The organism is Bradyrhizobium sp. (genome assembly GCF_016462955.1).
GTDB lineage: Bacteria > Pseudomonadota > Alphaproteobacteria > Rhizobiales > Xanthobacteraceae > Bradyrhizobium.
The window spans coordinates 887-12950 of record NZ_JAEMSD010000169.1 but is presented as its reverse complement, the minus strand read 5'-3'; the positions used below and the strand labels follow the sequence as shown (position 1 = coordinate 12950).

At 65.1% G+C, this 12064-nt stretch carries 11 protein-coding genes and 1 pseudogene; 3 read left to right on the top strand and 9 right to left on the bottom strand.

Annotated elements, in window-relative coordinates:
* Nucleotides 1-311: 311 nt before the first annotated feature.
* Genes ispG through JHD07_RS18360 form a run of 3 tightly spaced genes read right to left on the bottom strand, consistent with a single transcriptional unit; the run spans nucleotide 312 to nucleotide 3091 of the window.
* Entirely contained in the window at nucleotides 312-1595 is a 1284-nt protein-coding gene (gene ispG, locus JHD07_RS18370; protein WP_291624563.1) for a flavodoxin-dependent (E)-4-hydroxy-3-methylbut-2-enyl-diphosphate synthase, read from the bottom strand.
* Nucleotides 1596-1607: 12 nt separating this feature from the next.
* On the bottom strand, nucleotides 1608-2561 hold the full coding sequence (locus JHD07_RS18365) for a DMT family transporter (RefSeq protein WP_291624562.1): 954 nt from the start codon (nucleotides 2559-2561) through the stop codon (nucleotides 1608-1610).
* A 35-nt stretch (nucleotides 2562-2596) separates the two neighbouring features.
* Nucleotides 2597-3091: a transcriptional repressor gene (locus JHD07_RS18360; RefSeq protein WP_291624561.1), complete on the bottom strand. Its 495-nt coding sequence runs from the start codon at nucleotides 3089-3091 to the stop codon at nucleotides 2597-2599.
* A gap of 155 nt (nucleotides 3092-3246) precedes the next feature.
* Here JHD07_RS18360 and JHD07_RS18355 point away from each other — a divergent pair, with 155 nt between their 5' ends.
* From JHD07_RS18355 to JHD07_RS18345, 3 genes are read left to right on the top strand one after another with little or no spacing between them, the layout of a single operon-like run.
* The gene (locus JHD07_RS18355) at nucleotides 3247-3729 is read left to right on the top strand and encodes a MarR family transcriptional regulator (RefSeq protein ID WP_291624560.1); all 483 of its coding nucleotides are present in this window, start codon (nucleotides 3247-3249) and stop codon (nucleotides 3727-3729) included.
* Nucleotides 3722-4891 (top strand): HlyD family secretion protein, encoded by a 1170-nt coding sequence (locus JHD07_RS18350; protein ID WP_291624559.1) that lies wholly within the window; start codon nucleotides 3722-3724, stop codon nucleotides 4889-4891. The genes JHD07_RS18355 and JHD07_RS18350 overlap by 8 nt, the downstream gene beginning before the upstream one ends.
* 17 nt (nucleotides 4892-4908) lie before the next feature.
* Nucleotides 4909-6465 carry an MDR family MFS transporter gene (locus JHD07_RS18345; protein ID WP_291624558.1) on the top strand — a complete coding sequence of 519 codons (1557 nt, stop codon included), beginning with the start codon at nucleotides 4909-4911 and terminating at the stop codon, nucleotides 6463-6465.
* Nucleotides 6466-6592: 127 nt separating this feature from the next.
* Here the strand turns inward: JHD07_RS18345 and JHD07_RS18340 are convergent, their stop codons facing one another.
* The 6 genes and pseudogenes from JHD07_RS18340 to JHD07_RS18315 all read right to left on the bottom strand — a co-directional run.
* A complete protein-coding gene (locus JHD07_RS18340; RefSeq protein WP_291624557.1) occupies nucleotides 6593-7657 on the bottom strand; it encodes a phosphotransferase in 1065 nt (354 codons plus the stop codon).
* 76 nt (nucleotides 7658-7733) lie between these two features.
* Nucleotides 7734-9422 carry a methyl-accepting chemotaxis protein gene (locus JHD07_RS18335; protein ID WP_291624556.1) on the bottom strand — a complete coding sequence of 563 codons (1689 nt, stop codon included), beginning with the start codon at nucleotides 9420-9422 and terminating at the stop codon, nucleotides 7734-7736.
* A 233-nt stretch (nucleotides 9423-9655) separates the two neighbouring features.
* Complete coding sequence (gene pcaG / locus JHD07_RS18330; RefSeq protein ID WP_291624555.1) at nucleotides 9656-10246, bottom strand: protocatechuate 3,4-dioxygenase subunit alpha; 591 nt, start codon at nucleotides 10244-10246, stop codon at nucleotides 9656-9658.
* Complete coding sequence (gene pcaH / locus JHD07_RS18325; protein WP_291624554.1) at nucleotides 10247-10948, bottom strand: protocatechuate 3,4-dioxygenase subunit beta; 702 nt, start codon at nucleotides 10946-10948, stop codon at nucleotides 10247-10249.
* A 119-nt stretch (nucleotides 10949-11067) separates the two neighbouring features.
* Nucleotides 11068-11934 carry a dioxygenase gene (locus JHD07_RS18320; RefSeq protein ID WP_291624553.1) on the bottom strand — a complete coding sequence of 289 codons (867 nt, stop codon included), beginning with the start codon at nucleotides 11932-11934 and terminating at the stop codon, nucleotides 11068-11070.
* Nucleotides 11915-12064: pseudogene (locus JHD07_RS18315) on the bottom strand (3-oxoadipyl-CoA thiolase); the annotation flags it as partial. The gene JHD07_RS18320 and the pseudogene JHD07_RS18315, both read right to left, overlap by 20 nt.

Below are 12064 nucleotides of genomic sequence, written 5' to 3'. Positions count from 1 at the left end.
CCGTGGCCAGCCTCGTCGATCATTACCACGCCTCGGTGGCGCCGGCTTCGGCCGGGGTCTTGCAATGTCTCGCGCCGCCGCGGCGCCGGCATCGGCAAGGACGAGCGACGACAGCAGGATCGACGCGACCAGCCCGGCGATGATGCTCCGCTGTTGCCCCAAGCGCTGCTCCGCGATCGTGATCCGCGGGATGCCGATGGCCCCGCTTCGTCATCGCGAAAATTGGCGCGCGAAGGGGGCCTGCGTCAACTCAGGACCACCGTCAGATGGGCAAAAGCCGGCCAGGCCAGCGCGTTGCGCGCTGACCTCGCCTACTCCGCCGCAGGCGCCGGCACCTTGGCGCCCTGGCCGTAGCGCTGGTCGATGTAGTCAATCACCAGCGCCTTGAAGTCGGCGGAGATGGTCGGGCCGCGCAGCGTGCGGAATTTCTTGCCGTCGACGAAGACGGGCGCCGCCGGCGCTTCGCCGGTGCCGGGCAGCGAGATGCCGATATTGGCATGCTTGGACTCGCCGGGGCCGTTGACGATGCAGCCCATCACCGCGACGTTGAGCTCTTCCACGCCGGGATATTTCGTCTTCCAGGTCGGCATCTCGTCGCGGATGAAATCCTGGATCGAGCGGGCCAGCTCCTGGAACGTGGTCGAGGTGGTGCGGCCGCAGCCCGGGCAGGCCGCAACCAGCGGCACGAAGGTGCGGAAGCCCATGGTCTGCAGCAGCTCCTGGCCGACCTGCACCTCACGGGTGCGGTCGCCGCCGGGCTCGGGCGTCAGCGAGATGCGAATGGTGTCGCCGATGCCCTGCTGCAGGAGGATGCCGAGCGCCGCCGAGGAGGCCACGATGCCCTTCGAGCCCATGCCGGCCTCGGTCAGGCCGAGATGGATGGCGTAGTCGGAGCGGCTTGCGAGATCCTGGTAGACCGCGATGAGATCCTGCACTGCCGAGACCTTGGCGGAAAGAATGATGCGGTCCTTCGGCATGCCGAGCTCTTCGGCACGCGCGGCCGACAGCAGCGCGGACTGCACCATGGCCTCACGCGTCACCGCCCGCACGTCGCGCGGATTAGGCGAAGCGGCATTCTCGTCCATCAGCTTGGTCAGGAGCTCCTGGTCGAGCGAGCCCCAATTGGCGCCGATGCGGACCGGCTTGTTGTTCTTGTTCGCGATCTCGATGATGTCGGCGAACTGGGTGTCGCGCTTGTCCTTGAAGCCGACATTGCCGGGATTGATGCGGTATTTCGCCAGCGCCTCGGCGCAGGCCGGATAGGCCGCGAGCAGCTTGTGGCCGATATAATGAAAGTCGCCGATCAGGGGCGTGGTGATGCCGCGCTTGGCGAGGCCGTCACGGATGTGCGGGACGGCGGCCGCGGCCTCCTCGCGATCCACGGTGATGCGGACCATTTCGGAGCCGGCGCGCGCGAGCGCTGCGACCTGGGCGATGGTACCGTCAATGTCGGCAGTGTCGGTGTTGGTCATCGATTGCACGACGATCGGCGCGCCTCCGCCGACGGCGACGTTGCCGACCTTGACCTGGGTGGTCCGGTGACGCGGCGCGGGGCCTGCGATGTCCGAAACGATGGGGCTTTCGAGCTTGTTCATGGGGTCCAAATATCAGGTTTTGGTGACGTTCAGCAATGCATCCGGCGGCGTCGCGGCAGATGGGCTCGGACGGTTAACCAGAAAAAGCCCAACAATTACAAGGATCGCAGCGGCCCCAAATGCCAGGCTCAGGGTGTCGTGCATGATGAAATAGCTACCCACCACGCCGAACAAAGGGGTGATGAAGGTAAAAGCGGACAATTTACTGGCCGAATAGGTCTTCACCAGCGCGAACCAAAGGGTGAACGTGGTTCCCACCACCCAGATCGCCTGGAACGCCATCAGGCCGAGCGACAACGGGCTCGGCGTGTGCGTGATGGACTCGCCGAACAGCCAGGCCGCCGTCCCGAGAATGGGGATCGAGGTCGCGACCTGGTAGCCCAGCGCCTTCTCGGGCGCGGCAAAGCGCAGGCGTGTGCCCTTGGCGACCAGTGTCGTCGCTGCCCACAACGCGGCGCCGCCGACGATCATGAGATCGCCGAGCAGGACATGCGAATCGACATTGGGCTGCGGCACGCCGATCGCAAGCGCGACACCGGCAAAGCTGATGGCCAATCCGAGCCATTGCGAGGCGCCGAGACGCTCGCCGAGCACCTGATAGGAGCCAAGCGCGACGAAGAAGGGCGCGGTGTAGAGGAACACGACCGCCCGCGAAGCAGACGTGAAGCGCAGCCCCTGGAAGATCAACACGAACTCGATGCCGAACATCAGCCCGGCGATCAGGCCGGGCTTCAAGGTGCCGTCACGATCGAAGAAATTGACACCGCGAAAGGTGCCGATGATGAACAGCACGGGCAGCGCGCCCATCGAGCGAATGGTGGCCTGGAGCATCGGCGGGATGTCGGGCAGCACCAGCTTCACCGCGATCTGGTTGAAGCCCCAGGTCAGGCACAACATCAGCATCAGGGCGATGGCGCCGGCACTGAGGGGGCGCGCGGCGGATGGATTGACTTGAGGTAAGGACATCTCTTCCCGAATACCGGCTTTGCGCCGTTGTTGGTTTAGTCAGCTTTCTGGCAATGCGTGCAGACGCCCGTGATCTCCACCACAGACAGTTTGGGGGCGAAGCCCGAGCTGCGCGCGGCGGCGTTGAGGTCCTTGGCGAAGGACGCCGAGGAGATCTCGCCGACAAGGCCACAACGCTCGCAGATCAGGAACGCCACCGCGGATGTCGAATCGTGGTCATGGGCAGCGCAGGCGAGATAAGCGTTGCGGCTCTCGATGCGGTGCACAAGGCCGTTGGCCATCAGGAAGTCGAGAGCACGATAGACCGTGATCGGCGCCGGCCGCGAGATGGACTTGGCGAGCTCGTCGATGATCTCATAGGCACCGAGCGGGCGATGGCTGGAGAGAAGCGCTCCCAGCACCTGACGGCGAATCGGCGTAAATTTCTGTGCGCGCTGCTCGCAGACGAACTCGGCATGCGCCAGCGCGTCCGCGGTGCAGCGGCCGTGGTCGTGGTCGGGCGCGGGGAATGCCGGCTTTGCGAGGGTCATGCGCCCGTCTTCTAGCATTTCATCAGGGGAACCCAAAGCACGACACGAGAACGGCTGCCAGCCATGCGGGGGCTGCGGGACAGCCTCCTGCCAATCCACATGGGAATAATGATGAGCTTGCTTATTATATGGGAAGCTTATCGGAGACGAGCCTCATGACACGTGGGTCGGTCGACCAGAATTTCCTGTTCACGCTCGGCGAACTCTACCGCCTGCTGCGCGTCTATGCCGACAAGGAGGCCTCGCGCTTCGGCATCACCCGCGCCCAATGGGCGGTGCTTGCCAAGGTCGAGCGCAGCGAAGGCATGAAGCAGTCCGAGCTCGCAGAGCTTCTGGAGATGCAGCCGATCACGCTGACCCGTCTGATCGACAAGCTCTGCGACAACGACTGGATCGAGCGGCGCAATGACGCGTCGGACCGCCGGGTCAAACGCCTGTACCTCAAGAAGGCCGGGCGGCAGCTGCTCGGCCGCATGAACGGCCTGAAGTCCGAGCTGACGGCAAACGCGCTCGACGGCATTACGCCGGCCGACGCCCATCGCCTCCTCACCCAGCTCGAAGCCATCAAGGAAAACGTGCGGACTGCGATCCAGGCATCCGGCGCGGCACAGCTGCGCAAGGAGCAGCGCTATGGCTGATCAGGTCATCAAGTTCCAGCCCGAGCAGAAAAGCGACAGCGACAAGCCGACCAAGAAGGCCGGCACCGATCCGCGACGCCGCCTGATGGCGGGCCTGCGCCGCTATCGCCGTTTTCTGCTCCTGGTCGTTCTGCCGGTCATCGTCGCCATCGGCGGGGTCACCTTCTATCTCAATGGCGGGCGCTATGTCGGTACCGACAATGCCTATGTCGGCGCGCAGAAGGTGCTGGTGACGCCCGACGTTTCCGGCAAGATCCTGAAGGTCGTCGTGAAGGAAGGCCAGACCGTCAAGCGAGGCGACGCGCTGTTCGAGATCGACCCGGTTCCGTTCCGCCTCGCCGTGGATGAAGCCAAGGCGCAGCTCGCCCAGGCGCACACGACCTACGACAACCTCGTCGCCAACATCAAGATCTACGGCGACATGCTCGATCTCGCCCAGCAGGGCATCGACCTGAAGAAGCGGGACGTCGAGCGCAAGCAGGCGCTGGTGAAGAACAATTTCGGCTCGCAGCTCGATCTCGACAATGCCTCGAACGCGCTGGTCACCGCCGGGGCGCAGGCGCAATACATCAAGCAGCAGCTCTCCAACGCCAAGACGCAACTGCTCGGCAATCCGGGCCTGCCGCTCGAGCAATTCCCGGCCTACGCCCAGGCAAAAGCCAAGCTGGACGACGCGCAGCGCAACCTCGACCACACCGTGCTGCGCGCGCCGATGGATGGCGTGGCGACGCAAGTCGAGCAGATTCAGCTCGGCCGTTACGTCACCGCCGGCACGCCGGTGTTCTCCATCATCGACGTCGCGCATCCCTGGGTCGATGCCAATCCGAAGGAGAGCGACCTCACTTACGTCAGCGAAGGACAACCCGTCACACTCGAGGTCGATGCGTTCCCGAACCACGTCTTCAAGGGCAGGATCGGCTCGCTCTCGCCGGGCACCGGCGCGCAATTCGCGATCCTGCCGCCGCAAAATGCCACCGGCAATTTCGTCAAGGTGGTGCAGCGCGTGCCGATCCGGATCTATTTCGACGAGACCGACAAATATGTGCGCAAGCTGAAAGCCGGCATGAGCGTCTATGCCACCATCGACACCGGCCACAAGCGCTCCCTCGCCGGCCTGCTTGGCCTGTCGGCGACCGCGAGCCAGGATAAAGACCAAGACTGAGAACAAGGACCGATGCGATGTCCGGCCCCAATGCCAGCCTGATGGTGCCCGGCCTGCGCCGGAACATGGTGACGATCTGCGCCATGACCGCGACCATCATGCAGGCGCTGGACACCACCATCGCGAACGTCGCCCTGCCCTACATGCAAGGCAGCCTGTCGGCTTCGCAGGACCAGATCAACTGGGTGCTGACCTCCTACATCGTCGCCGCCGCGATCATGACGGCGCCGGTGGGCTGGATCGCCAACCGCTTCGGCCGCAAGCGCATCTTCATCATCTGTTCGGCCGGCTTCACCATGGCCTCGGTGCTGTGCGGCCTCGCGCAGGACATCAGCCAGATGGTGCTGTTCCGACTGCTGCAGGGCGTGTTCGGGGCCGCCCTGGTGCCGCTGTCGCAATCGGTCATGCTCGACTATTACACGCTCCAGGAACGCGCCAAGGCGATGGCGATCTGGGGCATGGGCGTGATGATGGGCCCGATCATGGGACCCTCGCTCGGAGCCTGGCTGACCGAGACCTATTCGTGGCACTGGGTGTTCTTCGTCAACCTCCCATTCGGGGTCATCACCGTGCTCGGCCTCATCGTCTTCATGGACGAGACCGACAGGAATCTCAGCCTCAGATTCGACTGGTTCGGTTTCGCCGCGCTGGCGATCGCGATCGGCGCGCTGCAGCTCGCGCTCGACCGCGGCGAGCAACTGGGCTGGCTGGAATCCAATGAGATCCTCGCCGAGTTCATCGTCTCGGCCGCCGCCTTCTACTTCTTCCTGGCGCACTCCTTCACGACCTCGACCCCGTTCATCCGCTTCGCGCTGTTCCGGGACCGCAACTTCGTCACCGGCTGCGTCTTCATGATCGTGATGGGGCTCGTGCTGTTCTCGACCATGGCGCTGGCCTCGCCCTACATGCAGAACGTGATCGGCTATCCCATCATCACCGCCGGCCTGCTGCTGGCGAGCCGGGGGGTCGGCACCTTCTTCGCCATGATGCTGGTCGGCCGCATGATGCGCTATGTCGAGGCGCGCACGCTGATCCTCGCCGGGCTGACGCTCACCGCCGGCTCGCTGTTCCAGATGACGGGCTGGACCGACCTGACCCAGGTGCCGGAGATCGTCACCGTCAGCGTCATCCAGGGCTTCGGTTTCGGCCTCGTCTTCGTGCCGCTCTCCACCGTCGCGTTCCTGACGCTATCGAACGAGCTGCGCACCGATGGCACCGCGATGCTGACCCTGGTGCGCAACGTGGCAAGCTCGGTCGGCATTTCCATCGTGATCGCGCAATTGACGCAGGGAACGCGATGGACCTACGCGATCCTGTCCGAGCACATCAACCCGTTCAACCACGCCCTGCAGATGCCCGGCGTCAGCGGCATCATCAATCTGTCGACCGATACCGGCCGCGCCATGGCCGACAGGATGGTCAGCCTGCAGGCGCAGATCATCGCCTTCTCCCATGATTACCAGCTGGTGATGTTCTTCGTGCTCGGCACCCTGCCGCTCGCCCTGCTGATCGGCTCGACCAAGGCCACGCTGCGCAAGCAGGCGGCGGGACCGGAGCATGCGGTGATGGAGTAGCGGGGTGTCATGCCCCGGCTTGACCGGGGCATCCAGTACGCCGCAGCTTCTCCGTATCACGGCAACGTCTCTGGAATACTGGGTCGCCCGGTCAAGCCGGGCGACGACAGCGAGGTTGCGGCGCCGCCTATCCCAACAACTCCTCGCAGCCCAGATCGTCCACCGCCGCGAACACCCGCTCCAGATTGTTCCACCAGATCAACGGCGGGAGATTGATGCTCCACTGCCAGACGGGCCGCGTGATCTGCCAGAGCACCGCCCAGCGGTAGTCGCGATCGAGCGCGCCGCGGGTGTAGCCGGTGATGCCGCTCTCGATCAGCGTGTCGTGGTAGAAATTAAGCAGCAGCCGTTCGAGCCCCTGCCTTCGTTCCGGATACCAGTGCATCGCCACCATAAAGGCGAGGTCCAGGGTCGGAACGTTGATGCTCCAAAGATCGAAATCGAAGATCCGCACGGTGTCGGCGACGCCCGCGCGCGGCAGCAGGAAATTCCAGATATGAGCGTCGCCATGGGTGATGCTGAGGTGGCGGCGTGAAAGGTAACGCTGGGACAACTGCTCCGACCGATCGATGAGGCGGCGATAGATGATGCGGCGCTCCTCGCTGAGGCGATCCCCGACCAGATCGGCGAAGCGGTCGTAATGGCCGGCGAAGATCTCCATGCGCTGCGCGCTGTCTCCGGCGCTCGCGAAGGTGCCGACGGTGTCGCCGAGATCCGGGTGGTCCCACCACGCCGCATGCCAGCGTGCGAGCGTGGTGACGATCGCGACCGCCTGATCACGCGACGGCGGCAGCGGCCATTGGCCCGCGGTCGCATGGCTGTCGGTGAGATCTTCGAGCAGCAGATGCCAGGTCAGGCCCTGCTCGTCGAACTGTCCGTCATAGCAGCGCGGCACCAGCCCCGGCGGCATTTTCGGTGCGAGCTGCGTGTAATAGCCCACCTCGCGCCGGCCGCCATCGGCCAGCGTTTGCGCGAAGGCGGAATTGGGGATCTTCACGATCAGCGACTGCGGGGCGCCGGCGGATTCGCCGACATAGCGCAGGCCGAGCCGGATGATGTGCGACACGACGGTGTCGCGCTGATGCAGCACCTTGATCTCGCGCACGGCGCCGGCGTCGAGCACGCCGCCCCTGCGTAGCGCAGCCGTCAGCTTGGCAGGCTCAACGACCGCCGGCAATTGTGGAGATGTCATGAACCACGATGCCCCTGTCCCGCGCCATACTGCACGATCGCGCTCCCGGGCACCAGCGGCCGAACGGCCGCCGGGCTCAGGCTGCCGCGGTCGAGTCTCGCACGGTTCGCACGACCACCGACCGCAGCTGTTCGAGATTGGCCGCCATCCCCGCAATCGTCTGCCTGACCTCCGCAGCGCGCTCGTCCACCGAGGCGGCATCGCGGCTGACATTGCTGATCTTGGCCGAGACCTCCTTGGCGGCAGACGCCGATTCGGAGATCGACCGCGTAATCTCGCGTGTGGCCGCGTCCTGCTCTTCCATCGCAGCGGCAACCGAGGTTGTCACGCCGTCGATCTCGACGATGTGCCCTCCCATCGTCTCGACCGCATCGACCGCGGCCTGGGTCGAGGCCTGGATCTCGGCAATCAGCCGCCCGATCTCCTCGGTGGACTTCGCCGTCTGGTCTGAGAGGGATTTCACTTCGGCGGCAACCACGGCGAAGCCGCGGCCGGCCTCGCCGGCGCGCGCCGCCTCGATCGTCGCGTTGAGCGCGAGGAGGTTGGTCTGCCCGGCGATGCCCCCGATCAGGTCGGAGACCTCGGCGATCTTCTTCACCGATCCCGACAGCGCCTGAATGGTCGAACGCGCCTGCTCGCGGCCGGCGACCGCCGATTTGGTGACCGTGCTGGTGCGCGCGACCTGGCCTGCGATCTCGCGGATCGAGGCACTCAATTCCTCGGCTGCGGCCGAGACGGCCTGCGAGCTGCCGAGGGCCTGTGTCGAGGCCATCGCGACCGCCTGCGACTGCGCGGAAAGCGACTTTGCGATGTCCGACAGGCCGGAGGCGGCCTGCTCGACGCCTTGCGTCGCCTCGGTCGCGGTATCGACCGAGCGGCCGGTCTCGCGCTCGACCGTTTCGGCCATCTGGTGCAGGGCGGAGCGCTTGGCAAGCGCCGCCTCCTGCTCCTGCCGCAACTGCTCTTCGCGCAGACGGGAATTCTCGATCGCCGCCTGCTTGAACACCAGAAGCGCGCCCGCCATCGAGCCGACCTCGTCCTGGCGGTGCGCGAACGGGATGTCGGCGGCGAGATCGCCGGTCGCCAGCTTCTGCATCGTGCCGGTCATGCGCACGATCGGCCGCACCACGCCGAACGCAACGCCGAGCAGGCCGGCAGCGACGAAGGCGAGCACGGCGATCGAGACGCCGAGCAGGATATAGAGCATCGCGCTGTCGCGGTCCGCCGCCAGCTTCTCCATGGCGGCATTCTGCTTGTTGGCGCTCTCGACGATGCCATCGATGATGGCGCGATGCGCGGTATAGGCGTCCTTGAGCTGGGCATAGGCACGCTCGGAAGCAGCGGCGTCCCTGGCCTTGAGCGCCGGCAGTAGCTGGTCGGACGCCTTCCAGAACTTCTGCACCTCGGCGTCGGACTTCGACACCAGCGCGGTCTTCAGGTCGGGCGAGAGGCTGGACGAGACCCAGAATGCCTTGCGCTCGTCGTAGTCCTTGCGGAGTTGGACCAGCCGCTCGCCATGGGCGGCCACTTGGTCCGGCTCGCGCATGGCGAGGGTGGCCTCGAGATACGCCTCGATGACATATTCCGGCGGCGGCAGGATGTCGGCGATGAGGTCGTTGCCCAGCTTGATGTCGGAATAGAGCGGGCCGCCGACCTTTAGTTCTTTCAGGGCGTAAAGGCTGGTCGAAACAACGGCGGCAAAACCAATGGCGAGAACGATGCCGAACGCGACGATCGCTGAGGACAAGGACAGACGAAATTTCATGGAGCAATCCGGGTCGCCGTCGAAACTGCCGCCACCCTAGATGAATACGGTAAATGCGGGATTGCTTCGCGCGAGAATTGCAGCATGCGAACCCCGCACAAATACGGGAATTCGAGGTCAGGCCATCGGTATTGCGTCAGTGAAGCTGACGCATAAACGCGACGAGCACCGGCGCTGATGCGCCCAATGAGACATGCGTGCCGAGGAGCGGGCCTCCCCGGCACGCCTTGCCGTCATACGTCGAAGAACACCGTTTCGTTGTCGCCCTGGAGCCGCAGATCCAGCCGATAGACCGGCGTGCCGGCATCGCGCACGGCGGTCAAGGTGACGCGCCGATCGGCGGGCACCAGCGCCAGCACGGGGTCGGCAGCGTTGCCGGCCTCGTCGCTGAAATAGATGCGGGTGTAAAGATGCCTGAGCATGCCGCGGCCGAACACGGCGAGAAGGACGTGCGGCGCCTGCGGCTTGCCGTCCGGACCCGGCACCGCGCCCGGCTTGATGGTGTCGAAGGAGTAATGGCCATCCTTGTCGGTGCCGCAACGGGCAAAGCCGCGGAAGCTCGCATTGGGCAGCGCGCGCTCGTCCTGCGGGTCGGCAAAGCGGCCCTGCGCATCGGCCTGCCAGATCTCCAGCATGCAATCCGGCACGGCGAGGCCGTCGCCGTCGAACACGCGGCCTTCGATACGGATGCGGTCGCCCGTGACGTCGGGCGTCAGCGTCGAATTGGTGAAGGCATCGTTCCAGGCGTATTCGCCGGTCGGCGTCAGGCCGTATTTGAAGAACGGACCGACGGTCTGCGACGGGGTGATCCCATTATCCTGCACTTAGCTGTTCTCCATGGGGGTGGCGTTCTTGCCGCGCAGCACGATGTCGAAGCGGTAGCACAGCGCCCATTCGGGCTTCGTGTTCTCGAGGTCGAACGACGAGACCATCCGCGCCCGCGCTTTCTCGTCCGGCACCGAATTGAAGATCGGATCGAACGGGAACAGGGGATCGTTCGGGAAATACATCTGCGTCACGAGGCGCGTGACGAAGGAATGGCCGAACACCGAGAGATGGATGTGGGCCGGGCGCCAGGCGTTGTGGTGGTTGCCCCAGGGATAGGCGCCGGGCTTAATGCTGACGAAGCGGTAATAGCCGGCGGCATCGCTCACGGTGCGGCCCGCGCCGGTGAAATTCGGATCGAGCGGCGCCGGGTGCTGGTCGCGGACGTGAACGTAGCGGCCGCAGGAATTGGCCTGCCAGATTTCGATCAGCGAGTTCGGCACGCCGCGCCCGTCCTCGTCGCGCACATGGCCGTGGACGATGATGCGCTCGCCGAGCGGCTCGCCCGCGTGCTGGCGGGTGAGGTCGTCGTCGCCCTCGCGCACGGTCTCGTGGCCATAGACCGGACCGGTCAGCTCGGACAACGTATGGGGCATCGGGATCAAGGGCTTGTTCGGCGCCCGCTTGATCGAGCTCTTGTACTCGGGCGACAGCGGCAGCGGATGCGCCTTGTTGCTGTCGGTCGGATAGATGAATGTCATTGGCGAACTCCTCCCCGACCATTTTCGGTGGCCGGATCACGTTTCGGGCAATCATTATAGGATATAACTAAATGGGGGAAGCGGGTTTGGCGACCATGCCGCTCTGACACAGGCCCAGGCTATTTGATCGGCGGCCGCGGCAGCACGGCCTCCCCGGCTTCGAGCCGGTAGGTGTGGTCGAGCGAGTACCAGGGCGGCGCAACGTCGCTTGCGGTCGGATGTGGCGTGTCGTGGCACTGGAACTTGCCGATCAGCGCCTGCGTCACCCCGAATTGCACGTCACTGTCGATATGCGGGTCGGCGGGATCGTAGACCTGCGAGATCAGAACCTTGAAGCCGGGCTTGAAGATCAGGGCGTGCAGATGCGCGGGACGGTAGGGATGCCGGCTTTGCGCCTCGAGCAGGCGGCCGACGACGCCATTGGTCGGAATGGGATAGCCGACCATCATCACCGAACGAAATGCAAAGCGCCCATCCGAGTCGGTCGTGAACTTGCCGCGCAGGTTCATGTCGGCCTGCTCCGGGTCCTGGTTCTCGTAGAGCCCGACCGGCGAGGCGTGCCAGACATCGACCGCCGCCCCGGCGACCGGACGGCCGTCCTTGTCGACGACACGGGCGCTCACGAACAGCGGCGCGCCCGGCGTCTCGGACCGGACGATCGACCCGCCGTTCTCGACCCGGGGCGAATTCAACCGCCAGAACGGCCCGAGCAGCGACTGGTCGGTCTCGGTGTTGCCCTGATCGCCATTGTTGAGCAGGCACACCAGCGAGGAGACGCCGAGCGAGCCCGCCATCAGCACGACTTCATTATGCGTATCGGTGGTCAGCTTGCCGAGTTCGGCGATGACGGCGGTCGCATCGCGGAACTCTTTCTCGGTCAGGTGCACATCACGGACGAAAGCGTGCAGGTGCTGGACCAGGGACACCATGATCTGGCGCAGCCGTGGATCGGATGTCCGCTCCATCACCGCCAGCGCCGACGGCATCGAGGCCGGAGGCACAGAGCCGGTTCAGGGTCTGCCCGGGAACCGAATCCGGCAGGCCCGCCAGCAGCAGCGCCATGCGCGCAACATTGCGATTGTCCTCGCCGGCCTGGTTGGCGCAGCCGAAGAAGAC

Excerpts from the sequence above, each read along its gene's own strand:
- JHD07_RS18335 (WP_291624556.1), bottom strand. The coding sequence starts at position 9,422 with ATGAAATTTCGTCTGTCCTTGTCCTCAGCGATCGTCGCGTTCGGCATC.
- JHD07_RS18350 (WP_291624559.1), top strand. The coding sequence starts at position 3,722 with ATGGCTGATCAGGTCATCAAGTTCCAGCCCGAGCAGAAAAGCGACAGC.
- JHD07_RS18355 (WP_291624560.1), top strand. The coding sequence starts at position 3,247 with ATGACACGTGGGTCGGTCGACCAGAATTTCCTGTTCACGCTCGGCGAA.
- JHD07_RS18340 (WP_291624557.1), bottom strand. The coding sequence starts at position 7,657 with ATGACATCTCCACAATTGCCGGCGGTCGTTGAGCCTGCCAAGCTGACG.
- JHD07_RS18320 (WP_291624553.1), bottom strand. The coding sequence starts at position 11,934 with ATGCCGTCGGCGCTGGCGGTGATGGAGCGGACATCCGATCCACGGCTG.
- JHD07_RS18345 (WP_291624558.1), top strand. The coding sequence starts at position 4,909 with ATGTCCGGCCCCAATGCCAGCCTGATGGTGCCCGGCCTGCGCCGGAAC.
- JHD07_RS18360 (WP_291624561.1), bottom strand. The coding sequence starts at position 3,091 with ATGACCCTCGCAAAGCCGGCATTCCCCGCGCCCGACCACGACCACGGC.
- JHD07_RS18365 (WP_291624562.1), bottom strand. The coding sequence starts at position 2,561 with ATGTCCTTACCTCAAGTCAATCCATCCGCCGCGCGCCCCCTCAGTGCC.
- pcaH (WP_291624554.1), bottom strand. The coding sequence starts at position 10,948 with ATGACATTCATCTATCCGACCGACAGCAACAAGGCGCATCCGCTGCCG.
- ispG (WP_291624563.1), bottom strand. The coding sequence starts at position 1,595 with ATGAACAAGCTCGAAAGCCCCATCGTTTCGGACATCGCAGGCCCCGCG.